This window comes from Bradyrhizobium sp. McL0616 (assembly GCF_049993385.1).
Taxonomy (GTDB): Bacteria; Pseudomonadota; Alphaproteobacteria; order Rhizobiales; family Xanthobacteraceae; genus Bradyrhizobium.
Genome location: NZ_CP188255.1, coordinates 7,940,429 through 7,966,836 on the forward strand (window position 1 = coordinate 7,940,429; position 26,408 = coordinate 7,966,836).

The following is a 26,408-nucleotide window of genomic DNA, read 5'->3' on the forward strand; positions in this document are numbered from 1 at the left end:
GGCGATCCAGTATTCCAAAGACGTCAAACGTATACGGATGGGCAGCGGCGTACTGGATGCCCCGCCTTCGCGGGGCAATGACAGCAATCAATTCTGCAACCTCACCCCCAGCATCACCACCGTCCCCTGCGAGCTCGAACCCGCCTGGTTCGAATCCAGGATGTCGTGGCGCAGCGAGCCCTTGATCCAGACATTGCGGTTGAGCTTGTAGATCAGGTCGCCTTCGATCGAGTAGGTCTTGTCGTTGCGATTCTGGTCCTGATAGTCGTAGGTGCCGTAGGTGAATTTGCCGACCGCCGTGAGCCAGCGGCGGAAGTCGTGATCGACTTCGGCCCCATAGGTATGCACCAGCACGCCGGAGGAGCCGGGGATCGTGGTCTCGGCGATCTGCGTGTCGGTGGCGAATTTCACCGTCGTCAGGCCGCTCGCGTTCCAGATCAGCGAGCCCGAGGTGAGGAAGCCCGCGAGTTGGCTCAGGCGCGGGTCGACATAGTTGCGCGCGGCATAGCCGACCGAGATTTCGCCGGTGAGGATGCGCGTGAACTCGAAGGACGAGCCGACCTTGGCATAGCCGCCGGATGAATCGCGGAAGTAGCCGTTGCGGTCGGCGGCCTGGTCGTGGACGCGGCTGTCGCCCTCGATCTCGACGAACGGCTTGAGGCCCGGCTTCAGCTCGTAGGAGAAGCGCCCCACGCCGCCATACTGGTTGAAGTCGCGGTCGTCATTGCTGAAGGTCGAGCCGTCGGTGAGCTTGGAGTCCGTGTAGGCGGTGCGATCGATGGTGGCGCCGGCCGCGACCTGGAAGCGATTAAAAGTCTGGTCGAAGCCGAAGGTGCCGCCATAGGTGGCGTAGATCGGATATTTCAGCAGACCCGCCTGCACGTTTGGGCTGCCGGGATTGTCGGTGGCGAGCCGCAGCCGGAATTGCGAGGTCAGCTTGAGATCGCGGTCGACGTCGAAGCGGCCGTCGACATGGCCGGTGAAATCGGGGCGGTTGATCTCGACCGGCGAGGGCGAGGCGAAGCCGTCGATCGTCGCCGGCATGTTGTTGGTGTAGCCCGAGAACGAGCCGCGTAAGTCAGCGACCAGCGCGTGGCGCTCCCAGTCCGAGGCCACGAGGAGATCGGGCGCGACCACGACCACGGGCGAGCCGACGGGCTTTTGAAGACGAGCCGGATTGGTGTCGTAGCCGGTGGAGAGCTCGAGACCACCCTTGATCAGGAAGCTGCCGGCGTAGTCGCCGACCGCGCCGAACGCATCGTCGTCGGCCCTGAGGCGGCGGCGCAGGGGCTGGCCGGGCACAGTGCCCGCCATCGCCGGCGGCACCGGTGTCTTGTGCGCGGTCTCGGACGGCGGCGGCGCGATGCGCGGCGGGCCGAGGCTGGGGTCCGGCGTCGCTAACGGCACCGGCGAGCCGGGGCCGACGGCACGCTTCGGCTTCGGCTGTCCGGGATAAAGCTTTGGCTGCTGACGCTTGCGGTTCAGCGAGTCGTAGCCCGAGCTGCTGGCGCCGTTCGCTGCGGGCAAGCCGTAGGTCGGTACCTGACCGATGCGCGACGGCGCTGGCGTCTCGGCGCTCTTGCGCGGATCGGCGTTGGGATCCGGCGGCATCGGGATCGTATCCGACGGCGCCTGCGGCGCGCCCGCCGTGCGGCGCGTCGGCAGCGTGTCAGGCGAGATGAAGCCGCCGCGGTTGGGATTGAACAGGTCGGGCGTCAGGCTCTGGGCGGCCGCGGGCGCAGTTTCCAGCGCAGTCAGCAGCAGGCATGGCAAAGCGGCGCGAAAGGCGTACGCGCGACTGTTCCGGCCCCTACCTGGAGGCGACCCCACGATGGAATAACTCCAACGAAATCAGATACTTCCGAGATAGGCTCCCGCGAACAGGCAGGAGCCATCGTTAATGGAGTTAAAACATTTATGGTTAATGACCCGTTGCGGGTTGGGGCGGTCACGTCGCCTCAATGGCCGGGGCGTGCTAAGCAGGCACCAACGGGCACTCGCCCACCTCCCTGGATCAGAGCATGCCGAGTTCGAAACCGCTGATGACCCAATCATCCGGCCCCACCCCTACAAGCGTCGAATCCGCGCTCCGCACGCTGGAGACGGAGAGCGGCGGCATCAACGCGCTCGCAGCCGCTCTGCGCGGCCCGCTGGGCGAGGCGTTTGCCAAGGCGGTCGACCTGATCCGCCAGGCCGAGGGCCGCGTCATCGTCACGGGGCTCGGCAAGTCCGGCCACATGGCGCGCAAGATCGCGGCGACGCTGGCCTCGACCGGCACGCCCGCCTTCTTCGTCCACACCGCCGAAGCTGCCCATGGCGACCTCGGCATGATCACGACCGATGACGTCATCATGGCGCTGTCCTGGTCCGGCGAGCAGCCGGAGATGAAAACCCTCGTGAATTATTCGGCGCGCTTTGCCATCCCGATGATCGCGGTGACGTCGAACGCGGCGTCCTCGCTGGGTCAGGCCGCCGACATCGTCATCGAGCTGCCGAAGGCGCGCGAGGCCTGTCCGCACAATCTGGCACCGACCACCTCGACCCTGATGCAGGCCGCGATCGGCGACGCCATTGCGATCGCGCTGCTCGAAGGCCGCGGCTTCACCGCGCTGGAATTCGCGCACTTCCACCCCGGCGGCAAGCTGGGGGCGATGCTGAAATTCGTCCGCGACTACATGCGTACCGGCGCCGAGATTCCGGTCAAGCCGCTCGGCACCAAGATGTCGGACGCGGTGATGGAGATGTCGGCCAAGGGGCTTGGCTGCGTCTGCATCGTCAACGACGCCGGCGAGGCCGTCGGCATCATCACTGACGGCGACCTGCGCCGCCACATGCGACCTGATCTTTTGACGGTGTCGGTCGATGACATCATGACGAAGCAACCCAAGACCGTGCCGCCCTCGATGCTCGCCAGCGAGATGATCGAGGTGCTCAACACCCGCAAGATCACGACGCTGGTCGTGACCGAGGCGGACAAGGTCGTGGGTATCGTGCATCTGCACGATCTGCTGCGAGCGGGCGTGGCGTAGCGCACACTGCCTCCTCGTCATTGCCAGCGCAGCGAAGCAATCCAGGCTGCCTCCGCGGAAAGATTCTGGATTGCTTCGCTACGCTCGCAATGACAGCGGTTAGAGCTGGGCCGGAAACCGCGCCGCCTTCTCTTCCAGCGGCAGCCGAATTCCGTTCGCGAGATACGACACCGTGCGGTAGAAGCCGCACAGCAACATGATCTCCAAAATCTGCGCCTCGTCGTAATGCGCCGACAGCGCGGAAAACTCCGCGTCGGTGAACGTGGCGCGGTGATGCAGCGCATCGACGGCTGCGATCAGCGCCTGCTCGGCCACTGACCAGCAGGCTGATGACGCATCGCCCAGAACGGTCGCGCGAACTTCCTCTTCAGTGAGCTTCGCCGGCCCGGCAAAGATCGCGACATGCACGCCCCACTCATATTCGCAGCGGTTCAGCGCGGTCGTCCGATCGATGACGATCTCTCGTTCCCGCAACGACAGCGGCCCCGGATCGAGCAGACCGCCGGCGCGGAATTTGTCCCAGGCGCGGGTGTGCCCCGCCATCACCCGGAACAGCACCAGCGGCGGTGCGCCGCGCATGATGCGGTCGAACTGCGCCTGGATCTCCGGGGGATAAGGCGGCGCGAGCGGCGCGATGCGCGGCGTCGGCTGGGACATGGGTCGCCTCCGTTGCTACATTTATCGTAGCAATACGCTACATTATTTGTAGCACATCGCAAGAGGGCACCGATGGCGAAACAGGCTGGCTCCAAAACACGCAGCGTCCGCGGCTCGCGCACCGGACGGCCGATCATAGCCCTGCTCGACCTGCTCGGCCAACGGTGGACCCTGCGCATATTGTGGGAGTTACACGACGCGCCCCTCACCTCCCGCGCATTGCGCACGGCCTGCGACGAAGCCTCGCCGACCGTGCTGCAAGCACGGCTGTCGGAGTTGCGCGAGGCGGGGTTCGTGGAGCTGGGCGAGGCCGGAGGTTATGGGCTGACGGCGCTCGGGCGTGAGCTCTGCGAGACGTTCATGCCTCTGCACAGGTTCGCGGAGAGGTGGCGCAGCAAGAGCGGTGCCTAAGTCTGGCGATACCGCCGCAACCGATTCGTCATTGCGAGCGAAGCGAAGCAATCCAGATTGTACCCGCGGAAAGATTCTGGATTGCTTCGCTTCGCTCGCAATGACGGTGGACTAGGCCGCTGCGACCGTCAGATTCGCGCCGTCGACCTGCACCACCTTCACCTTTGTCCCGGCCGGCGTATCCGGGCCCGCGACGCGCCACACCGTGTCGCCGATGCGCACCGTGCCGTTACCGTCGATGATCGGTTTCTCCAACGTGAACTCGCGGCCCAGCAGCGCCTCGGTGCGCTTGTTGAGGAACGGGCTCGTGCTTGCGTCCGTCCGGCCGCGCGCCAGCCGGCGCCACACCGGTACGGCGGCGGCTGCGAAGACCGCGAACATGACAAGCTGGATCTGCCAGGACGCGACAACAGCGAACGAGATCAGGCCGACCAGCAACGCTGCGAGCCCCAGCCAGAACAGGAACACCCCCGGCGCCATCACCTCCAGCGCCATGAGGATGAAGCCGAAGATCAGCCAGTTCCAGGTGCCGAGCGATACGAACATGTCGGTCATGACACGACCTCTTTATAAGAGCGCATGACCTTATCGGAAAACCGGTGCCCACTTTTCCGGGTCATGCGCAGAGCCCTACTGCGGCGGCACCGTCGGCGGAGCGGAGCCCGATGTGGGCACCGAACCACGGCGGGCGGCGGCGGTCGCAGACGCAGCACTTTCGCCGAACGTCGCCTTGGCGATCTCGCCGATGCCGGCGAGCGAACCCAGCAAGCTCATCGCCTCCATCGGCAGCATGATGACCTTCTGGTTCGGTGCATCAGCGAACTGCCCGAACGCCTTAATATATTTGTCGGCGATAAAGTAGTTCAACGCCGCTACGTCGCCCTTGGAGATGGCCTCGCTGACCATCTGGGTTGCCTTGGCCTCGGCTTCCGCGGAACGCTCGCGGGCCTCGGCATCGCGGAACGCGGCCTCCTTGCGGCCCTCGGCCTGGAGGATCTGGCCCTGCTTGGCGCCCTCGGCGCGCAGGATTTCCGACTGGCGCTGGCCTTCGGCCTGGAGAATGTCGGCGCGCTTGACACGCTCGGCCTTCATCTGCCGGCCCATCGCCTCGACGAGGTCGGCGGGCGGTACGATGTCCTTGATCTCGATCCGGTTGACCTTGAGACCCCAGGGCGAGACTGCGGCATCGACGACGCGCAGCAGGCGCTCGTTGATCTCGTCGCGATGCGACAGCACCTGGTCGAGGTCCATGGAGCCCATCACCGAACGGATATTGGTCATGGTCAACACGATGATCGCCTGGGTGAGATTGGCGACCTCGTAGCTCGCCTTGGCGGCGTCGAAAACCTGGAAGAAGGCGACGCCGTCGACCGTCACGGTGGCGTTGTCCTTGGTAATCACCTCCTGCTCGGGAATGTTGATCACCTGCTCCATCATGTTCATCTTGCGCCCGACCCGATCGAAATAGGGGACGATCAGGTTCAGCCCCGGCGCCAGCGTGCGGGTGTATTTGCCGAACCGCTCGATGGTCCAGTCAAACCCCTGCGGCACCGTCTTCACGCCGGCGAAGAGCGTGATGATGACAAGCAAAACCAGAACAATTGCGAAAATATCGAAACCGCTCATATTTCCTCCAAGGCGGGAAAAGCCCCTTCCCGCGCTGTGATTGGTCGGGATCACAACCCTACCGGTTCAGCGGTCGCGAGTAACGTCGGTATCCACGCAATACTGCACAAGACGCACGGAGAGGGAATGGTCACGATTATGTATTTGCAAGGCGCTCTTGAAAGCGCGCGGGCGCAGACCTAGCGGCAAACGTTAACGAATCGGACAATGCCGGCCGTCATGGGACAGCCCTATTCGATGACGTCGTTCGCGGTTGCGAGCAGGCTTGGGGGAATGGTGACGCCGAGCGCTTTTGCCGTCTTCAGGTTGATGGCGAGCTCGAACTTGGTGGGATTCTGGACCGGAAGGTCGGCGGCCTGCGCGCCCTTGAGGATGCGATCGATATAGGAGGCGGCGCGGCGCAGCTGCTCGGCGCTGTCGGTGCTGTAGGACATCAGCCCGCCCTCGTCGACGAAGGTGCGGCTCCAGAACACCGCCGGCAGGTGCGCCTCATGGATGGCCGCGAGCAGACCCGCACGGTTGGCCATGGTGAAGAAGTCCGGCAGGACCAGGAGGCCGCCGTCCTTGCGCGAGGCCAGCGCGGCGATCGACGGCGCGTCGTGCACCGGTGCAGGCTCGACCGTCACGTGAAGCGTTCGCGCGGCATCCTCGATCGTGCGCAGCATCAGGGGCGCGAACGGCGCGGTGGCGGGATTGTAGACGACGAGGACGCGGGCGACGTGCGGCGTGATCTGCATCAGCATCTCCAGCCATTTGCCGGCGAGCGGGCCATCATAATCGGTGAAGCCGGTGATGTTGCCGCCGGGATGCGCGAGGTTTTTGACAAAACCCTGGCTGACGGGATCGGTCACCACCGCGAACACGATCGGAATCGTCGCGGTACGCTGGCGCAGTTCTTCCACCGACGGCGTGCCGATCGCGAGCAGGATGTCGGGCTTGAGCGCGATCAGCTCGTCGGCAAGCCGGGCGATGGGCGCTCGGTCGCCGGCGCCGCTGCGCCAGTCGATCTTGAGATTACCTTGCTCTTTCCAGCCATGGGCGACGAGCGCCTCGGCCAGGCGGGTCTGCCCTATCACCTCATCGGCGGTGACCGAGAGCACGCCGAGCAGGCGCGGCGCGTTCGGCTGCTGCGCCAGGGCCGAGGGCGGCAGCGCCGTGATCGTCCCGAGAAGCGCCAGGAGTTCGCGGCGATTCATGGGGCGCATCAGATCCAGCCCTGAAGCTCGCGCAGCACCAGGGTGCGGATCACGTCCATACCGGGATCGCTGTCATTGAGGCAGGGGATCGCCGAAAACTGCTCGCCGCCATTGTGCTTGAATATCTCGGCATTCTCCTGCGCGATCTCCTCCAGCGTCTCCAGGCAGTCGGCGGAAAAGCCGGGTGTCACCACCGCGATGCGGCGCACGCCTTCTTTTGCAAGGCGCTCCATCGTCTTGTCGGTGTAGGGCTGGAGCCACTCGTCATTGCCGAAGCGCGACTGGAAGGTCAGCAGCAGTTTTGTCTCGTCCATCCCGAGCCTGCGGCGCAGCGCCTCGGTGGTGGCGACGCAGTGGCCCTGATAGGGATCGCCCTTCTCGACATAGGACTTCGGCATGCCGTGGAAGGAGGCGACGATCAGCTCCGGCTTGAACGGCAGCGTGGCGAGATGCGCCTCGATCGAGGTGGCGAGCGCCTCGATATAGGCCTCGTCCTCATAGTAGGGCGGCGTCACCCGCAGCGTCGGCTGCGCGCGCAGGCATGAGAGCACACGGAAAACCTCGTCGCAGACGGTCGCCGAGGTCGGCGCCGAATATTGCGGGTAAAGCGGCACGGCGAGGATGCGGTCGCATCCCTTCGCGATCAGGGCATCGATGCCCGACTTGATCGAGGGATTGCCGTAGCGCATCGCCCAATCCACCACGACATGCGCGCGGTCCAACAGCGCGGCTGCGAGCTTGTCGCTCTGTGAGCGCGTGATGGTTTTCAGCGGCGACTCGTTCCGCTCGTTGTTCCAGATCTTCCGGTAATCGAGCGCCTTGGTGCGGGGACGGCTGCGCAGGATGATGCCGTTCAGCACCAGCTGCCAGATCAGGCCCTGGTCCTCGATGACGCGGGGGTCCGACAGGAATTCCTTCAAATAGACCCGCACGCCCGGGGCGTCGGCGGTGTCGGGCGTCCCGAGATTGACCAGCAGCACGCCGACGCGCGGCTGGCCGGATTGGCCGGCCGTTTTCGCGGTCTCGATGGGGACGATGGTCGTCATGATCCGTTGCGTCGCGCGTTGCTCTGAACTTGTCAAGATTGGGCCGGTTTCGCTAGGGTCGGCATGGAGGGGGAGGAACCATGACGCTGGCGGAATGGTGCGTATTCGGGGCGCTGCTGCTCTATCTCTTAACGATTGCCTCGATCAAATGGATCAGGTTTCGCGGCTTCGACAATTCGCGGCCGCGTGATCCCGCCTTCTATGAGGACGCCATCGCGCAGCGCGCGCTCGGCGCGCACCACAACGGCATCGAGACCTTCCCGTTCTTCGCCTTCGCGGTGCTGCTCGCCGAATTCAGGGATTCGCCACAGCGGTTGATCGACGAGCTCGCCGTGCTATTCCTGATCGTGCGGATCGCCTATGTGCTGACCTATCTCGGCAACCGCCCGACGCTGCGCTCCATCCTCTGGAGCATCGGCTTTGCGATCAACCTCGGGATTTTCTTCATGCCGCTGTTGAAGCGGTTTCTGCCGGTGTGAGGTTCTTTTTTCTTTCTCCCCTTGTGGGAGAAGGTGGCGCGAAGCGCCGGATGAGGGGTTCTATCCCCTACTCATCTGCAAGAGGTTCACGGGGAGAGAACCCCTCACCCGTCTCACCGCTACGCGGTGAGCCACCCTCTCCCACAAGGGGAGAGAGGAAAAGAGCTTAAAAACACGTCGTCCGCTCAGCCGCGATGTAGCCGAGCAGCAGGCCTGCGCCGAACAGCAGTACCAGGCCGGCGGCGCCGAATTCGATGCCGCGCATGAAGAGGGCTCCGCCGCCATCGCGGCCCGCGCTCAGGCGGCCGGCGATGTCCTTGGCGGAAACAGCAATCACGGCGATGGCCGCAACCGTGATCGCTGTGCCCAGTCCCATCAAGAACGTAGCAGCGATGCCGGCCCAGAACAGGCCCTGCGCGAGCGCGAACACCAGCACCAGGATCGCACCCGAACAGGGGCGGATGCCGACGGTCAGGATCGCAGCAAAACCGCGCCGCCAGCCGCCGGGGCCGGCGAGCTCGCTCGGCGCGGGGCCGTGGGAATGGCCGCAATGCTCGTCATGGACGTGGTCGTGCGCGTGATGGGCGTGGGCATGTCCATGGTCGTGCTGATGGTGATCATGGCCGTGATCGTGGTCATGATGATCATGCGCATCATGATGATGGTGGCCGTGATCATGATGGTCATGCGGCACGCCAACGATCGCCGGCACCGGCTGGGCCACCCGGAGCGCGCGGATGAAGGCGCCACCCTTGACCCAGACCAGCCGCAGGCCGAACAGTGCGATCAGGCCATAGCTTGCGATCTCGATCGCGCCTTCCGCCCTGCACATTGTTTTTGCGGTCGCATTCAGCACCCAGGCCGAAATGCCGACGATCAGGATCGCGACCAGCGACTGCATCAAGGCGGAGGCAAACGACAGCGCGATACCGCGCCGCGCGGTCTCGCGGTTGGCGACGAGATAGGAGGCGATCACGGCCTTGCCGTGGCCGGGACCGGCGGCATGGAAGATGCCGTAAGCAAAGGAGATGAAGAGCAGCGTCCACACCGCCGAGCCGTCGGTCTTCGCGGCGCGGATGGTCGCCGACATCTGGCGATAGAACTCAGACTGTTTGGCCAGCAACCAGCCGATCAGGCCGCTGGCCTCGGGCTCGGCGGCCTGTGCGGGTCGCGGCGCGCCGAACGGGTTTTGCGCGAGGAGATCGTGGAGCGCGGCATCGGCCACGCCCAACACGACAACAACGGCAGCGCAGGCGAGGAGCCCGCGCGCGAGCAGAGAGAGTTGCGGCTTCAAGGGCAATCCACCGTGATCTTGTTGGCGAACATCATGCCGAAATTGGCGTTCGGGCCATCCATGAAGGTCTGCTCGTTCAGCTTCTGCGCGGTCGCGGTGCCGTCGCTGGGACGATCGAGCTTCATCTGGCAACCGGCGGGCGCACCGACCAGCTTGACCGGATTGTCCTTGGCCATCTGGAAGTCGATGAAGAAGGAGCGGTCGAACACTTCCAGCATCAGTTGCTTCGGCTTGAGCGGGGTCTTCAGCGGCAAGGTGAAGTGCAGGGTCAGCACCGTATCCTTGTAGTCGAGATAATAGTCGACCGGCTCGTTAAAGCGTTCCTTCTTGCCGTCGGCTCGCGCAAAGGTGAAGTAGGCATATTCCTTCAGCGACTCGACATTGGTCTGCGCAAGTGGCCCCAGCTCCTCGCGCGTGTAGGCGCCCTTCTTCTTGGCCTCGAGCCCCTGCACCGCATAGGCCGAGAACATGTCGTCGAAGGTCCAGGCGTGGCGCACGGCAGTGATGCTGCCGTCCTCTGCATAGATCAGCTCGCTGGTCGCGGTGATCCAGACATGCGGATGCGCGCTCGCAGCACCCGCTGCGAACGTCAGCGCCGCGGCGACCAGCAGACCGAACAGGGCGCGCATGCCCTTCAGGCCGCTTTCGCGGCGTCGAGCAGGCCGCGGCGGCGGAGCAGCGCGTCGGGCTCCGGTGGCCGGCCGCGGAAGGCTTCGTAAGCGGCTTCGGGATCGACCGACCCGCCACTCGAGTAGATGTCGTCGTGCAGGCGCTTGGCCACCGCCGGATCGAAGATGTTGCCAGCCTCCTCAAAGGCGCCGAAGGCGTCGGCGTCCATCACCTCGGACCACATGTAGCTGTAGTAACCGGACGCATAATGGTCGCCGGAGAAGATGTGGCCGAATTGCGTGGGCCGGTGGCGCAGCGCGATCTCCTCCGGCATGCCGATCTTCTCCAGCTCCTTCTTCTCGAATGCGCGCACATCCTGCGCGGCGGCGGCCGGCTGGGTGTGGAATTCGAGATCGATCAGCGCCGAGGAGACAAACTCGACTGTGGCAAAGCCCTGGTTGAACTTTCGCGCGGCAAGGAACCGTTGCAGCAAGTCATCCGGCAGCGGCTCGCCGGTCTGGTAATGGCGGGCAAACTGCTGGAGCACTTCGGGCCTTTCCTGCCAGTGCTCGTAGAGCTGGGACGGCAGCTCGACGAAGTCGGTGAACACGGAGGTGCCCGACAGCGACGGGTACGTCACGTTGGAGAGCATGCCGTGCAGACCGTGGCCGAACTCGTGGAACAAAGTGCGGGCATCGTCGGGCGACAGCAGCGAGGGCTCGCCGCCGGCGCCCTTGGAGAAGTTGCAGACATTGATGATCAGCGGCGCGATCTCGCCGTCGAGCTTCTGCTGGTCGCGCAGCGAGGTCATCCAGGCGCCGGAGCGCTTCGACGGCCGGGCATAGTAGTCGCCGTAGAACAGCGCCTTGTGCTTGCCGTCCCGCCCCTTGACCTCCCAGACCCGGACGTCCGGGTGCCAGGCCGGAACATCCTTGCGCTCCTCGAAGGTGATGCCGAACAGCCGCGTGGCGCAGTCGAAGGCCGCCGTGATCATGTGATCGAGCGTCAAATATGGCTTGATCGCGGCATCGTCGAAATTGGCGCGCTGGAGGCGCAGCTTTTCGGCGTAGAAGCGCCAGTCCCAGGGCGCGAGCTTGAAATTGGCGCCTTCAGTCGTGATCAACGTCTGCATCTCGTCGCGGTCGGAAAGCGCTCGCGCCCGCGCCGGCTTCCAGACCCGCTCCAGCAGGCCGCGCACCGCATCCGGCGTCTTGGCCATGGAATCCTCGAGCCGGTAGGCGGCGAAGGTCGGATAGCCCAGCAGGTTCGCGCTCTCCTCGCGCAGCTTCAGGATCTCGACGATGGTCGTGTTGTTGTCGTTGCCATTGCCGTTGTCGCCGCGCGCCGTGAAGGCCTTGTAGACCTTCTCGCGCAGGTCACGCCTCGCCGAGCTCTTCAGGAACGGCTCCGTCGAGGAGCGCGACAGCGTCACGATGGCCTTGCCGGCCATACCGCGATCTTCTGCCGCAGCCTGGGCGGCCGCGACGAAGCTCTCCGGCAGGCCCTGGCGGTCGGCCTCCCCTAACTCCATGAACCAGTCCTGCTCGTCGCCGAGCAGATGATGGCTGAAGCCGGTACCGAGCTGGGCCAGCTTCTCGTTGATCTCGGCCATGCGCGTCTTGGCCTGTTCGGAGAGGCCGGCGCCAGAGCGGTGGAAGCGGGTGTAGGTGCGCTCCAGCAGGCGGAGCTGCTCGGGGTCGAGACCGAGATTGGCGCGGTTCTCGTGCAGCTGGGCGATGCGGCCAAACAGCACGGCGTTCATCGTGATCGGATTCCAGTGCCGCGCCATTCGCAAGGAGACCTCCTTGTCGATCTCCAGAATGGCCGGGTTGGAATGCGCCGAGACCAGGTCGTAGAAGACCGAAGCGACCTTGCTCAGCAGCTTGCCGGAGCGCTCCAGCGCCGTGACGGTGTTGGCGAAGTCGGGTGCGGCAGGATCATTGGTAATCGCCCCGATTTCGGCGGAATGGTCCGCGAAGGCCTGCTCGAAGGCCGGGAGGAAGTGCTCGGGCGTGATCTCGTCGAAGGGCGGGGTCGCAAACGGCGTCACCCAGGCCTTCAGCAGCGGGTTGATCTCGGAGTCCGTAGTTTGGCGGGGTTCTGACATAGCACGTCCCGATTTTTTGAGCCGATTTGTTGGGGCCAGCTATAGCACGCGATGGGGCTTTTTTGGGCCATTTGGCCTTGCTCCCGCCCGCCTTTTCGGGGAGATTGCGGCCCTCGAAGCCACGGACCCCCAAAGCCCATGAACGCGCCCTCCTCGTCCTCCCGCCGGATCGTCTGGCCGAGCGTCGTCACCGTCATCAGCGCCGCCATCCTGATCGGCGCGGAGGTGTTCGGCGCGGCGTTTGCCGGCGGCTGGGCGCTCGCGATCCTGTTCGGGCTCGGCGACCAGGGCGCGCACATCCTCCAGGCCGTGCTGTTCGCACTCGGCGTGCTGGTGATGACCGCCTTCATCCGCGCGGCTCAGCGCGTCGAGCCGTTCACGAAGCGCTGAGACGCACACGCGCAGGCGAGTGACGCGCGCGCTGGGAAGAAAAACTTAACGCCTGTTCATCTTCCGCGTCGCTCGCGCAACACTGCGCAAGCAGATGTTAGGCAATTCTGTTCTCAGCCTAAAAAAAATCTTGCGAAGCAGAGTCAAAACCCTTATGTGCGTCTTGCCCAATTTCGCACGTGCCTGTGGTCGTGTGTCAGTCGGTAGGTATCCGGACAAGAGGCCGGACAGCCGCCAAGGGGTGAAGAAGCCGAGGGGCTCTTCGGAAGTGCGGAAGTCAAAAGACTGAAGAAGTCTGAAGACCGAAGCAAACCCGGAGCGTCCAGCATCTCTCTCAAAGAGATGCCTTGTCGAAGGTGACTTTACTCTTTGCAACCGTGACTGGCAGCCGGAGGCGAACCGGCGCACCCCGCTCTCAACGGGGGACGCGACTTAAAGCAACGACGGATCGGGCTTTTTTGGTCTCTACCGGCAGTCCAAAGCCGGCGCGGGCTACTGAAAAGGCTTGTCCTTCATTGCCAGGTGTGCGGGCGGGAAATTCCCAACCAATCCACGGCAGCACAGTCTGATCTGAGTCTTTTGGCTTCGTTGCGCCTCCATCGCGCGATGTGGCCGGAGCGCTCATATCCGACATCATTTTTTGAACGGATCCCCGTCGCTGGGCCGTTTGGGAGAGTGCTATGACCGAACGTATTCAGGAATTCCTGCGCAACCGCCGCAGCGAGGGCCAGGACACCGAGCCTTGCCTCGTGGTCGACCTCGAAGTCGTGCGCGACAATTACCAGACCTTTGCCAAGGCGCTGCCCGACAGCCGGGTGTTCTATGCCGTCAAGGCGAACCCGGCGCCGGAAGTGCTGGCGCTGCTGGCGTCCATGGGCTCCTGCTTCGACACCGCCACGGTTGCCGAGATCGAGATGGCGCTGGCCGCCGGTGCGACGCCCGACCGCATCTCCTTCGGCAACACGATCAAGAAGGAGCGCGACATCGCGCGCGCCTTCGCGCTCGGCATTCGGCTGTTCGCGGTCGACTGCACCGCCGAGGTCGAGAAGATCGCCCGCGCTGCTCCCGGCGCGAAGGTGTTCTGCCGTATCCTCTATGACTGCGCCGGCGCCGAGTGGCCGCTGTCGCGCAAGTTCGGCTGCGACCCGGAGATGGCCGTCGAGGTACTCGATGTTGCCAAGCGCCTGGGCCTGGAGCCGTGCGGCATCTCGTTCCATGTCGGCTCGCAGCAGCGCAAGGTGAAGGCGTGGGACCGTGCGCTGGCGATGGCCTCGCAGGTGTTCCGCGACTGCGCCGAGCGCGGCATCAACCTGACCATGGTCAACATGGGCGGCGGCTTCCCGACCAAATATTTGAAGGACGTGCCGCCGGTGGTGACCTACGGCCGATCGATCTTCCGCGCGCTGCGCAAGCACTTCGGCAACCAGATTCCGGAGACCATCATCGAGCCGGGTCGCGGCATGGTGGGCAACGCCGGCATCATCGAATCCGAGGTCGTGCTCATCTCCAAGAAGAGCGACGAGGACGAGGTGCGCTGGGTCTATCTCGACATCGGCAAGTTCGGCGGTCTCGCCGAGACCATGGACGAGTCGATCCGCTACGCCATCCGCACCCCGCATGACGGGGCGGACATGACGCCGTGCGTGCTCGCGGGCCCGACCTGCGACAGCGCCGACGTGCTGTACGAGAAGAACCCATATCCGCTTCCGGTGACACTCGAGATCGGCGACAAGCTGCTGATCGAAGGCACCGGGGCCTATACGTCGACCTACTCGGCGGTGGCGTTCAACGGCATCCCGCCGCTGAAGACCTACCACATCTAAGCGGCCTCTCTTTTTCCGAGGCCTGACCAACCCGGGAGCCGGCTTGCCGGCTCCTTCCCTGACATTTCGATTTCTGACGACGCCTTGGACCGGCGTGCTTCTCGCACGTCGGTTCAAGCGGGGACTGACGCGCCATGACTGCTTTTCGGAAGACACAAGTCGCCCTCACCTCGAAAGCCGCTCCGTTCGCGATCCGTGCGGAACGTGCTGCCGACGTCGCGACGCGTGAAGCGCTGCTGGATGCGAGCTTTGGCGAGAACCGCCATGACCGCACCTGCCAGCGCCTGCGCGACGGACGTGCACCCGCTGCCGGCCTTGCGCTGGCCGCTGTGCACGAGGGGACACTCGTGGGAACCGTGCGGCTGTGGCACGTCAGCGCCGGAGGCAGGCCCGCTTTGGTCCTCGGACCGCTGGCGGTGGACCCTGCCTGCCGCGAGCTCGGGATCGGCGCCGCGCTGATGCAACAAGCGCTGGCCGCCGCCCGGGCGCGCGGGCATGCCGCCGTGATCCTGCTCGGAGATGCGCCTTACTATGCCCGTTTCGGCTTCTCTGCTGAGAAGACCGGCGCACTGATGCTGCCGGGCCCATTCGAGCGCGACCGCCTGCTGGCAGTCGAATTCCAGGCCGGTGCGCTGGATGGCGCCGAGGGGATGATCGTCCCGACCGGTGCGGCTCTGCCCAAACGGAGGGTAGTTCGCGCCCTCCAAGCGCACGCGGCCTAAGGGATTGCCATGATGGCGACGACCGAAGCCGCATTGAGCGGCAACGCCCGGCCGCGCCTGCGCTAACTCTATCCTTTGGGGTTGCGCAGGCCCCGGAAACGCCCTTTAACCCGCGAAACAGCCCCTTCAGCCGAGGCCCACGACCATGTCCCGTCGCCTGATTTCCACCGGCTCTCCCTTCGAGAAGACCGCCGGTTACAGCCGCGCCGTGATCGACGGCGAGTTTGCCTTCGTCGCGGGAACCACCGGCTATGACTACACCACGATGACCATGCCGGCCGATGTCACGAGCCAGTCACGCAACTGCTTCAAGACCATCGAAGCTGCCCTGAAGGAGGGTGGTTTCGAGATGGCCGACATCGTCCGCGTGACCTACTATCTCACCGACGCCAAGGACGCAGACGCCCATTTCGCGGTCTGCGGCGAAGTCCTCGGTGAGATCCGCCCGGCGGCCACGCTTCTCGTCGTCTCGGCGCTCTACAAGCCCGAGATGAAGGTCGAGATCGAAGCGACCGCCAAGCGCCGCAGCGCCTGATCCACCCCTCACCCCTTGCCCGCCAGCACGTTCCGGAGAAACCATCCCATGAGCCCCGCCTCGCAGATCTACGCGAAGATCACCGGTCCCATCGTCATGGTCGGCTTCGGCTCCATCGGCAAAGGCACGTTGCCGATGATCGAGCGGCATCTCGACTACGACAAGTCGCGCGTCACCGTGATCGATCCCAAGGATGAGGGCCGCAAGGCGCATTGCGAGAAGCACAATGTACGCTTCATCCAGCAGGGCGTGACCAAGGACAATTACCGCGAATTGCTGACCCCGCTGCTCACCGAAGGCGGCGGCCAGGGCTTTTGCGTCAACCTCTCGGTCGACACCGGCTCCACCGACATTATGGAGCTCTGCAACGAGCTCGGCGCTCTCTATATCGACACCGTCAACGAGCCCTGGCTCGGCTTCTATTTCGATTCGTCAAAGGGTCCGGAAGCGCGCTCCAACTACGCCCTTCGCGAAGTGACGCTGGCCGCCAAGAAGGCGCGCCCTGCCGGCTCGACCACGGCCGTCTCCTGCTGCGGCGCCAATCCCGGCATGGTCTCGTTTTTCGTCAAGCAGGCGCTGCTCAATGTCGCCGCTGATCTGAAACTCAATGCGCCCAAGCCGAAGACCAAGGCCGAATGGGCGGATCTGATGCGGCAGGCCGGCATCAAGGGCATCCACATTGCCGAACGCGACACCCAGCGCTCCAAGTCGCCGAAAGAGCCGGACGTCTTCGTCAACACCTGGTCGGTGGAAGGTTTTCTGTCGGAAGGCGTGCAGCCGTCCGAACTCGGTTGGGGCACCCATGAAAAATGGATGCCCGAGAATGCGCACACCCACGAAGCCGGCTGCGGCGCCGCCATCTATCTGATGCAGCCCGGCGCCAACACGCGCGTGCGCACCTGGTGCCCGACCCGCGGCGCGCAGTATGGCTTCCTCGTCACCCACAACGAGTCGATCTCGATCGCCGACTACTTCACGGTGCATGACGCATCGGGCAAGGCGGTCTATCGGCCGACCTGCCATTATGCCTATCATCCGGCTGACGATGCCGTGCTGTCGCTGCATGAAATGTTCGGCCGCGCCGCGAAGATGCAGGAAAAGCACCACATCCTCGATGAGAACGAAATCGTCGATGGCATCGACGAACTCGGCGTGCTGCTGTTCGGCCATGACAACAATGCCTACTGGTTCGGCTCGCAGCTCTCCATCGAAGAGACCCGCAAACTCGCGCCCTATCAGAACGCGACCGGCCTGCAAGTGACCTCCGCCGTGCTCGGCGGCATGGTGTGGGCGCTGGAAAACCCGAACGAAGGCATCGTCGAAGCCGACGAGATGGATTTCGATCGTCTGCTGGAAATCCAGCTGCCCTATCTCGGCCCGGTGAAGGGTTTCTACACCGACTGGACACCGCTGACGGATCGTCCGGGACTGTTCCCGGAAGATATCGACACCAGCGATCCCTGGCAGTTCCGGAATGTTCTGGTGCGATGATCGCGCACCACGCCTGATTGATCGAGATGCCCGGCCTCGCACCGGGCATCTTCGTTTCGCGGTCTACCTCGCCTTGTTACTTCGTTACTTCGTCATGTAATCGAACGCCACGCTGCCGAGCCCGAGCGTCAGGTCCGCCTTGAAGTGCAGCGCCGAGACCACCTCGCGCACTGGCAGGCGGGCGACGTCGCAGAGCGCGTGGGGAAACAGGCCGAGTGCGGCAGGGCCGGTCCATGCTTCCTTCAGCACGACGTCATCGAGATGAAAACGAACCAGTTCGCAGATCCGCGCGCTGCCGTCGACATGCGGGATGATCTTCAGGATGAAGTTCGGCGCCTTCATCGAGTTCAGCACGACGTCATGATCGACCTTGCGGTGCTTGTAGCCCATGGTCGCGGAGGCGCACAGCACCGAGCCGTAATGCAGTGAGCCGACCAGCACGTCGGTTTCGACCTCGATCTTCGGTCTTGCCAGCTTTTTCGGAAATCCCCAGAGCTCGCGGCCGCCGGCAATCGGGGCCTCGTCGTCCAGATACATCGCGTGGGTGTAGGCGCCCTCCTCGCCCTTGAAGCGGACCGGGATCACCTGCCCGGTTTCGGTGTAGTCGCCGAATCCGGTCGAGTCGGGCATGCGGATGAATTCGTATTTCACCACCGGCTCCACCACCTCAAGCGGCTCGGGCACAACGGCGGCAAGGGCTTCGGGATCGGTCCTGTAGGTGATGATGAAGTATTCGCGGTCGAAGAAGCGATATGGCCCCGGCGGGAATGACGGATTGGTAAGCGGCATCGAATAAGCGGTGCGGCGGACGTCTTCGATCTTCATGGAAGGCCCCATCTGTCGTTGGTGCGACGGATTATGGAGCGGGCCGCACGCCAAGGCGAGATCGTAGAATTGGCATCCGCCGTCAAATACGCGTCACAATACGCCAGCCTTCGGGACTACTTCTCCTTGATCGGCGGCGCAATCTTCTCAGCGGGCGCAGCCGGCAGTGCCGGCTTGGTCGCCGCGCCCTGGGTCTGCGAGTCGGGGCGCGCGGGCTCGGGGGCCGGCGTGGTCGGCCGGTCGCCGCCAGGCTTGGCTTCCGCCGGCGCCCTGTCCTGATCATTGGACGGCGTGCCCTGGAGCGGCTGCGTCGCCTGCGCCAGCTCCATCCGGCTTTCGGCGCGGATTTGTGCGAGTGACATCACTGACACCGCCATACCTGCCGCGAACAGCGAGCCGGCGATGGTTAAATCGAGCTTCAGTCTGCGCTTGTCATCTTGGCCGGGCATACCGATCACCGCCTTTGTCTGCGGGATCAACGAAGTTCTCCGACTGCGGTTCCGTGCCCGGCAGGGAGGGAACCGCGCGCGCCAAAAAGCCGCGCTCACTCCGTCGTGCTGACTTCCCACGTCGCGTGGCGCACACCGGGCAAGTGCTGGAGATCGGTCGCCACCGCGTTCAGCTCGTTCGGATCGACCGCACTCGCGACCAGCTTTGCCACGATCTCCAGGACGTCCTCGCCGATCTCAACCACGTCGACATCAGCCACCGGATATTTCGCGGCCTCGAGCTTGTCGATGAGCCGGTCGCGCATGTCGGGCAGCACATCGGTTGCGACCGCGAGCTTGAAGTAGTAGGTCGCCTCCGAGGTCTTCTCGTTCAGCGGGATGCGGTTGATGGCGTTGACCAGCGGGCGCAGCATGGTGTTGCCGGCGATGACGAACACGGTCAGCGCCGCCGCCTGCGCGACCATGTCGGCCCCGGCACAGGAGCCGACGGCGGCAGAGGCCCACAGCGTCGCCGCGGTGTTGAGCCCGCGCACGTCCATGCCCTGCTTCATGATAACGCCTGCCCCGAGGAAGCCGATGCCGGAGACGACATAGGCGATCACCCGCACGGCGCCGTCCGCGCCGTCCAGATGCATGGCGAGATCGACGAAGGCGGCGGCGCCGACCGCGACCAGCACATTGGTGCGCAGGCCCGCGGTGCGCTGGCGGTACTGCCGCTCGGCGCCGATCAGCGTGCCCAGCACGAAGGCCGTAAACAGGCTGACCAGCGTGTCGGCGAAATCGGCGAGCTGGAAGGTCGTCAAAAACCGCATGGTCCCACGCTACGGTTTGAACGCGACTCAGAGGTCGAGAAGTCCTGCCTCGCCCGTTTCATCGGCAAAAGCAAGCGTCGTCCCCTTGGCGTTCCAGGCGAGCGCGGCCACGGGCGGTGTGCCGTTGCGGCGGACAAGTATCTCGGCGCCGTCCTCCAGCCGCACCATCAGCACGGTGCCGTCGCTATAGCCGGCGGCGAAGATGTCGTTCCTGGGATGGCAGGCGACCACGGACACGCGGGCCTGGAGCGGCGCGAGCATTGCGGGCTCCTTGCCCATCGGGCCATCCTTGCTGGCGAACGGCCACAGGATCACGGTGTCGGCGCCCGAGGTCGCCAGCGCCTTGCCGCCCGCACTCCAGGACATCGAGCGGACGCGGCCGGGATAACCGGTCATGCGCATGTGCCGGTTGTCGGCGAGCCGCCAGCCATGCAGCGCCGCCTCGTGCATTGTGGTGACCAGGAATTTGTTGTCCGGGCTGAAGGTGACGCCGAGATGCGAACCGGCCCAGGGGAGGAATTCGGCCGATCCTTCCATGTTCGGAAACCACAGCGTGGCGCCGTTGTAATGCGCGATCGCGAGCCGCAATCCCTTCGGCGCAAACGCAAGACCGCCGACGGTCGACGGCACCTCGAGCGACTTCTCCTCGCTCTTGCCGCTCTTGACCGTGGCCGTCTTGCCGGCCGACCAGGCGTAAGCACCGTCAGCATGCAGCGCGACCGCATCGATCCAGCGCCGCTTCGGGTCGGTGGCGAGCAGCGTCACCTCGCCCTTGGCGTCGAGCGAGACGACCTTACCGTCGTCGCCGCCCATGATGATGCGCTTGCCGTCGGAGGCAGTCGAGAGAATGCCGCCGCTGTGCACGGCGACCGTCGTGATCTCTCCCTTGGCATCGACGAATGCGACATTCTCCTCGGCACCGACGAAGGCGGCGCGGGGGCCAAGGAAATGAACCGAAGTCACGCCCATGCCGAGCGCCACCGGCTTGACGCGGTCGGTGACGGAAACGATCGAGGCGGAGTCGGGGGCCGGGGTAAACTCTTTCATCACGAGACGATGCAGCTCTCGAAGCCCGTGCGAATGAGCTCTTCGGGCAATTCGCGGCCGATGAAGACGAGGCGGCTTTGGCGCGGCTCGCCGTCCTTCCATTTCCTCTGGTGGTTGCCCTCTAGCATCATGTGGACGCCCTGGAAGACGTAGCGGTCGTCATCGTCGTGGAAGGCGAGGATGCCCTTGGAGCGCAGGATCTTCCCGCCCTCGACCTGCACCAGGTTCTGGAGCCAGGGCATGAACACGTTCGGGTCGAGCGGCTTGTCGGTCTTGAGCGACAGCGATTGCATGTCCTCGTCGTGATAGTGCTTCAGGCCATGGCCGTGATCATGATGGTGATGATGGTCGTGGCCGTGATGATCATGATCGTGGTCATGATCGTCGACTTGCAGGAAGTCCGGCTCGATGTCGAGGATGCGGTCGAGGTCGAAGGCGCCGCGATCGAGCACGTCGGCCAGCGCCACCGAGCAGCGCTCGGTGCGATGCAGCTTGGCATAGGGGTTGATGGCGCGGATGCGGGCCTCGACCTCGGCAAGCTCCGCCTTGGTGACGAGATCGGTCTTGTTCAGCACGATGACGTCGGCGAAGGCGATCTGGTTCTTGGCTTCGGGCGCATCCTTCAGCCGGTCAGACAGCCATTTGGCGTCGGCAACCGTGACCACCGCGTCGAGCCGGGCGTTCTTCTGCACGTCCTCGTCGACGAAGAAGGTCTGGGCGACCGGCGCCGGATCGGCAAGGCCAGTGGTCTCGACGATGATGGCGTCGAACTTGCCCTTGCGCTTCATCAAGCCGTCCATGATGCGCACGAGGTCACCGCGCACGGTGCAGCAGATGCAACCATTGTTCATCTCGAACACTTCCTCATCGGCGCCGATGATGAGGTCGTTGTCGATGCCGATCTCGCCGAATTCGTTGACGATGACAGCGTATTTCTTGCCGTGGTTTTCCGACAGGATGCGGTTCAACAGCGTGGTCTTGCCGGCACCGAGATAGCCGGTCAGGACGGTCACGGGAATTTTTGGCGAGGTCGCTTCAGACATAACTACTCCGGGGTCGGGCTTGTCGCGCGACGCGAGGCGGGGTGGCCCCCTGCCCTAGTGGTCAAGCGCGCTGGTCAGGGCCTTTATATTGTGCCTGACCATATCAATGTAAGTGGGTGCAGGGCCCTTTTCGCCGGTCAAACTGTCCGAAATCAGGGTCCCGCCGACCTTGGCCCCGGTCTCGGCCGCGATCCGCCGGATCAGCCGGTCGTCGCTGATGTTTTCCAGGAAAACCGCCGGGATCTTTTGGGCCTTGATCTGGCCGATGATGCCAGCGATGTCCCGCGCGCTCGGCTCGGTCTCGGTGGAGACCCCCAGGGGCGCGATGAACTGGACGCCGTATTCGGCGACGAAATAGCCGAAGGCGTCATGGGTGGAGATCACCTTGCGCCGCTCCGGCGGGATTTTGGCCACGGCCTCGCGGACCTCGCGATCGAGCGTTTCGAGCTTTTCCAGATAGGCCTTGGCCTGGGCGCGGAAGAACTCCCCATCGTCGGGGTCGGCCGTCGCCAGCGCGTTGGCGATGTCCGTCACGTAGATTTTGGCGTTGGGGACGGACTGCCAGGCGTGGGGGTCGGCGGCCGAGCCGAGCTTGTGGGGCGCGATGCCCGCGCTTGCGGTGACGACCGTCGCCTTGCTGCCGGAGGACTGCACGAGGCGCGGCAGCCAGCCCTCCAGCCCAAGCCCATTGACGATGACGAGCTTTGCGTCCGCGATCCGCTTCGCATCGCTCGGCGCCGGCGTGTAGACGTGGACGTCGCTATCGGGGCCAACCAGCGTCGTCACGTTGACCCGGTCGCCGCCAATGGTGCGGACGAAATCGCCGAGGATCGAGAAGCTCGCGACGACGTTGAGCCGCTCGGCTGCGTGCAGCGGCGAGGCGATCAGCAGGAGCACACAAAGCAGGATACGCCGCATCGCCGTCACGCTTCCAGATGCCGGCCGGGAAACAACTGCCGGACGATGCCGCCGACCCGTCCGAACAGGACGGAGACGATGTAGAGCACACTCGCCACGAGAATGATCGCGGGGCCGGACGGAACGCGGGTCTGGAACGACAGCACGAGGCCGGCATAGCCGGAAACGGTGGCAGCAATCACGGCGATGCAGATCATCGCCGTCAGATCACGTGACCAGAATCGGGCGATGCCGGCCGGCAGGATCATCAATCCTACCGCGAGCAGAGTACCGAGCGCCTGAAAGCCGTTGACGAGGTTGATCACGACCAGCGCCAGGAAGGCGAGATGCGCGGGGCCCCCAGCGCGGCTCACGGTGCGCAGGAACAGCGGATCAACGCTCTCGATCACCAGAGGGCGGTAGATCACCGCGAGCACCAGCAGCGTGACCGTGGCGTTGAAGGCGACCACCAGCAGCGTCTGGTCATCCATCGCGAGGATGTTGCCGAACAGCACGTGCAACAGGTCGATATTGGTGCCTTTGATCGAGACGATGGTGACGCCCAGCGCCAGCGAGGCCAGATAGAAGGTCGCAAGCGAAGCATCCTCCTTCAGCCCGGTCGAGCGCGCGACGAGGCCTGAGAGGATCGCGACCGCAAAGCCGGCGATCAGGCCGCCGGCCGTCATCGCGAACAGGTTGAGGCCGGAGAGCAGGAAGCCGACGGCAGCACCCGGCAGGATCGCATGCGCCATGGCGTCGCCGACGAGGCTCATCCGCCGCAGCATCAGGAACACGCCGATCGGCGCGCCAGCCAGCGACAGCGCGATCACGGCGGCGAGCGCGCGCCGCATAAACTCGAATTCGGTGAACGGACCGATCAGCGCGTCAAAAATCATTGGATATCACGCCGCCCGCGAGCGGGCATCGTCGGCCGCGCAGGCGGTGGCGCTGTCGTCAAAGGCCTCGCACATCCGCATCGCGACCAGCAGGTTTTCCGGCGTCAGCACCTCCGCCGTAGGACCCCAGGCCACAGGGCCCCGCGCCAGGACCAGGGTCTCGGCGAAGTGGGTGCGGACCATCTCCATGTCGTGCAGCGCGGCGAGCACCGTGCGGCCTTCGCCATGCCAGTGCTTCACCAGCGCGAGCAGGTCGGCCGTGGTCTTGCTGTCGATGGCATTGAAGGGCTCGTCGAGCACGATCAGGCGCGCGTCCTGGAGCAGCACGCGCGCGAACAGCACGCGCTGCATCTGCCCGCCGGAGAGCGTGCCGATCGGACGGTTCTCGAAACCGTTGAGACCGACGGCCGCGATCGTATGCAATATCTTGTCGCGCGCAGCCTTGCCGATGCCGCCGAACAAGCCGGTCGCACGCCACAGCCCGGTCGCGACGAAATCGAACACCGAAATCGGGAAGGTGCGGTCGATCTCCGCACTCTGCGGCAGATAGGCGATGTCGCGGGCATCGAGCCCGCCGAGATGAATGCTGCCGTCAAGCGGCTTGAGGATGCCGACGATGCCGCGCAGCAGCGTCGACTTGCCGGCGCCGTTCGGGCCGATCACGGCGACCAGCGCGCCGGAGACGACCTCGCCGTTGAGGTGGTGCACGGCTGGGTGGCGGTCGTAGCCAAGCGTGACGTTGTGGAAGTGCACGGCTGCCATGGTCACCTCATCGCCAGCCAGACCACGACCCAGAGCACGGCACAGACGGCCACCGCGGCCGAGAGGCGCGCGGCCATGGTCATGCGCAGGATCGACCAGGGCGCCGCCTGGGCCGGATGCGGCGAAGTCGCATCGTGGACATGGGCGTGGCTGTGGTCGTGCCCATGCGCGTGGGCGTGGGCGTGGTCATGATGATGGCCATGCGCATGGTCGTGATCGTGATCGTGGGCGGGGGACGCGGCGGGAACCATGCCAAATACGTTATATTATAACATTACGCCTGTCCACGCCGGCTCAAGGCTTGCCGATCACCATCGCGATGGCGGCGGCCACGAACGGGAACGGCACCGAGACCGCGCACCGGAACCAAACGAAACGCGCGGGCATGAACGGGATTTCCCACAGAATCACCCGCTGGAAGGCAAACAGCGCCCAGGCGACGACATAGGCGACCACCTGGGGCACCCCGCCACCTGACTTCAGCGCCACCGTGCCGATGGAGAAGCCGATCACGGGACCGCCGGGCGTGGCGGCGCCGGCGACCACGGCGGTCGCCACCCCAAGCCAGCCGCTGTCCGGCCCGAGCCAGCCGGTGATCACCTCCTGCGGGATGATGGCTGCGATGTAGCCGGAGCCGATCACCCCGAGCGCGATCCGCGGCACGATATTGATGAAGTCCATCGAGCCTTCGCGCAGCGAGGCCTTGAACACCGGAGGACCGCGGCGGAAGGCGATCAGGCCGACGCCGAACACCGAGCCCCACAGCAGGATGTCGATGAGGAGTGCGGCGCTCAATTCGCCTCCTCGTCGTTCTCGCGCCTGGGATAGAGCCGGACATAGACGAAGCGGCCGAGTGCGCCGGCCAGCACCGGCAGTGGCAGCGAGATCACGATGCGCCACAGCGTGAAGTCGGTGCCCATGATCGGGATTTCCCAGGCCACCGCGCGGCCATAGCCGATCAGCGTCCAGCTTACGACCATGGCGATGGTGGCGCCGAAATCGGCGCCGACTGCGAGCAGCGCGCTCGCCACCGGATAGGCAGTGAAGGGCCCGCCCGGCAGGATCGCGCCGAAGGCGGTGCCGATCAAAAGGCCCTTCAGCCCGGATTTCGGCCCGAGCGAGCGCGAGACTTTTTCGTGCGGCAGGATCTCGGAGATGAAGGCGCCGAGCAGGCAGCCGGCCAGCACGCGCGGCAGGATGCCGCCGAACAGCGAGAGATCGTGGGTCAGGATGTCGAGAACACCGTCAGTACCGTCACGCCGCCAGACCAGCGCTGCGCTCACCGCCACCAGCACCGCGATCATGATGGTCGACCAGCCGATCGGCTTGCGCACACGTCCCGGCCGCGGCTCGGATTCTGCGTCGTCGGCAGGCGAAGGACTTCTCGGGGAAAGTTCTGACAATGGGCGCGGATCGACCAGGTGGGATGCCCGTCTTGATTAGGGGCGCCGTCCGACTGATGCAAACGGAACGATCACAGGTCGATGCGCGCAGGCTGCAGGGCTGGTTTAGTGAATTCCGCACAGCAAAAAGGCGGCCGCGCATGCGACCGCCTGATCTGCCGGGTTTGGCGCTGACGCACCATCCCGGAATGACCGAGTAAAACTCAGACCTTGTCGAACAGGGACTCGACGTATTCCCAGTTCACGAGGTTTTCGACGAACGCCTTCAGATAGTCGGGACGGCGGTTGCGATAATCGATGTAGTAGGAGTGCTCCCAGACGTCGACGCCGAGGATCGGGGTGGCGCCGTGCACCAGCGGATTCTCGCCGTTCGGGGTCTTGGCAATTTCGAGCTTGCCGTTCTTGACCTGGAGCCAGGCCCAGCCGGAGCCGAACTGGCCGACGCCGGCCGCCTGGAAGTCGGTCTTGAACTTCTCGAAGCCGCCGAGGTCTTCGTTGATCTTCTTCTCGAGCTTGCCGGGCAGCTTGGTGCCGCCGCCATTGGGCTTCATCCAGCTCCAGAAGTGGATATGGTTGTAGTGCTGGCCGGCATTGTTGAACACCGCGGGGTTCTTGCCGAACGAGCCCGTGACGATCTCCTCAAGGGATTTGCCTTCCCATTCGGTGCCCTTGAGCGCGTTGTTGCCGTTGGTGACGTAGGCCTGATGATGCTTGTCGTGGTGGAATTCCAGCGTTTCCTTCGACATGAATTGCCCGAGGGCGTCATAGGCGTAAGGAAGGGGGGGCAGCGTGAATGTCATGGGTTCTCGTCCGCAACTGATGGGAACTGGCTTAACGGTCACCCCTTATAGAAGGTTCC

The 26,408-nt window shown here is 64.6% G+C and carries 29 protein-coding genes; 8 read left to right on the forward strand and 21 right to left on the reverse strand.

Features of this window, described 5'->3' with window-relative positions; translation table 11 throughout:
- Positions 1–87 precede the first annotated feature (87 nt).
- Complete coding sequence (locus tag ACPPVR_RS38320) at positions 88–1,830, reverse strand: outer membrane beta-barrel protein (protein ID WP_426611662.1); 1,743 nt, start codon at positions 1,828–1,830, stop codon at positions 88–90.
- 191 nt (positions 1,831–2,021) lie between these two features.
- Here ACPPVR_RS38320 and ACPPVR_RS38325 point away from each other — a divergent pair, with 191 nt between their 5' ends.
- On the forward strand, positions 2,022–3,029 hold the full coding sequence (locus ACPPVR_RS38325) for a KpsF/GutQ family sugar-phosphate isomerase (protein ID WP_426611663.1): 1,008 nt from the start codon (positions 2,022–2,024) through the stop codon (positions 3,027–3,029).
- 99 nt (positions 3,030–3,128) lie between these two features.
- On the opposite strand, the gene ACPPVR_RS38330 is transcribed toward ACPPVR_RS38325, so the two are convergent.
- Positions 3,129–3,686, reverse strand: a complete 558-nt coding sequence (locus ACPPVR_RS38330; RefSeq protein ID WP_426611664.1) for a carboxymuconolactone decarboxylase family protein — start codon at positions 3,684–3,686, stop codon at positions 3,129–3,131.
- A 72-nt stretch (positions 3,687–3,758) separates the two neighbouring features.
- On the opposite strand from ACPPVR_RS38330, the gene ACPPVR_RS38335 reads away from it, so the two are divergent.
- Positions 3,759–4,097: a winged helix-turn-helix transcriptional regulator gene (locus tag ACPPVR_RS38335; protein ID WP_426611665.1), complete on the forward strand. Its 339-nt coding sequence runs from the start codon at positions 3,759–3,761 to the stop codon at positions 4,095–4,097.
- A 111-nt stretch (positions 4,098–4,208) separates the two neighbouring features.
- On the opposite strand, the gene ACPPVR_RS38340 is transcribed toward ACPPVR_RS38335, so the two are convergent.
- From ACPPVR_RS38340 to hemH, 4 genes are all read right to left on the reverse strand, one after another.
- Positions 4,209–4,652, reverse strand: a complete 444-nt coding sequence (locus tag ACPPVR_RS38340; RefSeq protein WP_426611666.1) for an NfeD family protein — start codon at positions 4,650–4,652, stop codon at positions 4,209–4,211.
- 75 nt (positions 4,653–4,727) lie between these two features.
- Positions 4,728–5,723, reverse strand: a complete 996-nt coding sequence (locus ACPPVR_RS38345) for an SPFH domain-containing protein (protein ID WP_426611667.1) — start codon at positions 5,721–5,723, stop codon at positions 4,728–4,730.
- 230 nt (positions 5,724–5,953) lie between these two features.
- Entirely contained in the window at positions 5,954–6,919 is a 966-nt protein-coding gene (locus tag ACPPVR_RS38350) for an ABC transporter substrate-binding protein (RefSeq protein WP_426611668.1), read from the reverse strand.
- 8 nt (positions 6,920–6,927) lie between these two features.
- Positions 6,928–7,965, reverse strand: coding sequence for a ferrochelatase (gene hemH / locus ACPPVR_RS38355; protein ID WP_426611669.1), 1,038 nt, complete (start codon positions 7,963–7,965; stop codon positions 6,928–6,930).
- 80 nt (positions 7,966–8,045) lie between these two features.
- On the opposite strand from hemH, the gene ACPPVR_RS38360 reads away from it, so the two are divergent.
- Positions 8,046–8,444, forward strand: coding sequence for an MAPEG family protein (locus ACPPVR_RS38360; protein WP_426611670.1), 399 nt, complete (start codon positions 8,046–8,048; stop codon positions 8,442–8,444).
- 166 nt (positions 8,445–8,610) lie between these two features.
- Here ACPPVR_RS38360 and ACPPVR_RS38365 read toward each other — a convergent pair whose 3' ends face one another.
- The 3 genes from ACPPVR_RS38365 to ACPPVR_RS38375 are packed head-to-tail and all read right to left on the reverse strand — an operon-like array spanning position 8,611 to position 12,454.
- On the reverse strand, positions 8,611–9,738 hold the full coding sequence (locus tag ACPPVR_RS38365; RefSeq protein ID WP_426611671.1) for a nickel/cobalt transporter: 1,128 nt from the start codon (positions 9,736–9,738) through the stop codon (positions 8,611–8,613).
- Entirely contained in the window at positions 9,735–10,367 is a 633-nt protein-coding gene (locus tag ACPPVR_RS38370; RefSeq protein WP_426611672.1) for a DUF1007 family protein, read from the reverse strand. Before ACPPVR_RS38370 ends, ACPPVR_RS38365 begins: the two co-directional genes overlap by 4 nt.
- Before the next feature lie 5 nt (positions 10,368–10,372).
- Positions 10,373–12,454 carry a M3 family metallopeptidase gene (locus tag ACPPVR_RS38375; protein WP_426611673.1) on the reverse strand — a complete coding sequence of 694 codons (2,082 nt, stop codon included), beginning with the start codon at positions 12,452–12,454 and terminating at the stop codon, positions 10,373–10,375.
- A gap of 138 nt (positions 12,455–12,592) precedes the next feature.
- On the opposite strand from ACPPVR_RS38375, the gene ACPPVR_RS38380 reads away from it, so the two are divergent.
- From ACPPVR_RS38380 to ACPPVR_RS38400, 5 genes are all read left to right on the forward strand, one after another.
- Complete coding sequence (locus ACPPVR_RS38380) at positions 12,593–12,844, forward strand: hypothetical protein (protein WP_426611674.1); 252 nt, start codon at positions 12,593–12,595, stop codon at positions 12,842–12,844.
- Positions 12,845–13,524: 680 nt separating this feature from the next.
- On the forward strand, positions 13,525–14,667 hold the full coding sequence (locus ACPPVR_RS38385) for a type III PLP-dependent enzyme (RefSeq protein WP_426611675.1): 1,143 nt from the start codon (positions 13,525–13,527) through the stop codon (positions 14,665–14,667).
- 134 nt (positions 14,668–14,801) lie between these two features.
- A complete protein-coding gene (locus tag ACPPVR_RS38390; RefSeq protein WP_426611676.1) occupies positions 14,802–15,389 on the forward strand; it encodes a GNAT family N-acetyltransferase in 588 nt (195 codons plus the stop codon).
- A 145-nt stretch (positions 15,390–15,534) separates the two neighbouring features.
- Positions 15,535–15,924 carry a RidA family protein gene (locus ACPPVR_RS38395; protein ID WP_426611677.1) on the forward strand — a complete coding sequence of 130 codons (390 nt, stop codon included), beginning with the start codon at positions 15,535–15,537 and terminating at the stop codon, positions 15,922–15,924.
- A 48-nt stretch (positions 15,925–15,972) separates the two neighbouring features.
- Positions 15,973–17,415: a homospermidine synthase gene (locus tag ACPPVR_RS38400; protein WP_426611678.1), complete on the forward strand. Its 1,443-nt coding sequence runs from the start codon at positions 15,973–15,975 to the stop codon at positions 17,413–17,415.
- A gap of 84 nt (positions 17,416–17,499) precedes the next feature.
- Here the strand turns inward: ACPPVR_RS38400 and ACPPVR_RS38405 are convergent, their stop codons facing one another.
- From ACPPVR_RS38405 to ACPPVR_RS38460, 12 genes are all read right to left on the reverse strand, one after another.
- Positions 17,500–18,240 (reverse strand): acetoacetate decarboxylase, encoded by a 741-nt coding sequence (locus ACPPVR_RS38405; RefSeq protein WP_426611679.1) that lies wholly within the window; start codon positions 18,238–18,240, stop codon positions 17,500–17,502.
- 116 nt (positions 18,241–18,356) lie between these two features.
- Positions 18,357–18,689: a hypothetical protein gene (locus ACPPVR_RS38410; protein WP_426616271.1), complete on the reverse strand. Its 333-nt coding sequence runs from the start codon at positions 18,687–18,689 to the stop codon at positions 18,357–18,359.
- A 95-nt stretch (positions 18,690–18,784) separates the two neighbouring features.
- Complete coding sequence (locus ACPPVR_RS38415) at positions 18,785–19,501, reverse strand: MgtC/SapB family protein (RefSeq protein WP_426611680.1); 717 nt, start codon at positions 19,499–19,501, stop codon at positions 18,785–18,787.
- Positions 19,502–19,528: 27 nt separating this feature from the next.
- Complete coding sequence (locus tag ACPPVR_RS38420; RefSeq protein ID WP_426611681.1) at positions 19,529–20,548, reverse strand: WD40 repeat domain-containing protein; 1,020 nt, start codon at positions 20,546–20,548, stop codon at positions 19,529–19,531.
- Complete coding sequence (locus ACPPVR_RS38425) at positions 20,548–21,591, reverse strand: CobW family GTP-binding protein (RefSeq protein ID WP_426611682.1); 1,044 nt, start codon at positions 21,589–21,591, stop codon at positions 20,548–20,550. The genes ACPPVR_RS38420 and ACPPVR_RS38425 overlap by 1 nt, the downstream gene beginning before the upstream one ends.
- Positions 21,592–21,645: 54 nt before the next feature.
- Positions 21,646–22,509 (reverse strand): metal ABC transporter substrate-binding protein, encoded by an 864-nt coding sequence (locus tag ACPPVR_RS38430; RefSeq protein ID WP_426611683.1) that lies wholly within the window; start codon positions 22,507–22,509, stop codon positions 21,646–21,648.
- A gap of 5 nt (positions 22,510–22,514) precedes the next feature.
- Positions 22,515–23,384, reverse strand: a complete 870-nt coding sequence (locus ACPPVR_RS38435) for a metal ABC transporter permease (protein ID WP_426611684.1) — start codon at positions 23,382–23,384, stop codon at positions 22,515–22,517.
- 6 nt (positions 23,385–23,390) lie between these two features.
- Positions 23,391–24,146, reverse strand: a complete 756-nt coding sequence (locus ACPPVR_RS38440; RefSeq protein WP_426611685.1) for a metal ABC transporter ATP-binding protein — start codon at positions 24,144–24,146, stop codon at positions 23,391–23,393.
- Positions 24,147–24,148: 2 nt separating this feature from the next.
- Positions 24,149–24,397, reverse strand: coding sequence for a hypothetical protein (locus ACPPVR_RS38445; RefSeq protein WP_426611686.1), 249 nt, complete (start codon positions 24,395–24,397; stop codon positions 24,149–24,151).
- A gap of 43 nt (positions 24,398–24,440) precedes the next feature.
- Positions 24,441–24,941, reverse strand: coding sequence for a hypothetical protein (locus ACPPVR_RS38450; RefSeq protein ID WP_008138982.1), 501 nt, complete (start codon positions 24,939–24,941; stop codon positions 24,441–24,443).
- The gene (locus ACPPVR_RS38455; protein WP_426611687.1) at positions 24,938–25,549 is read right to left on the reverse strand and encodes a permease; all 612 of its coding nucleotides are present in this window, start codon (positions 25,547–25,549) and stop codon (positions 24,938–24,940) included. Before ACPPVR_RS38455 ends, ACPPVR_RS38450 begins: the two co-directional genes overlap by 4 nt.
- Positions 25,550–25,752: 203 nt before the next feature.
- Entirely contained in the window at positions 25,753–26,349 is a 597-nt protein-coding gene (locus ACPPVR_RS38460; protein ID WP_045004075.1) for a superoxide dismutase, read from the reverse strand.
- Positions 26,350–26,408 lie beyond the last annotated feature (59 nt).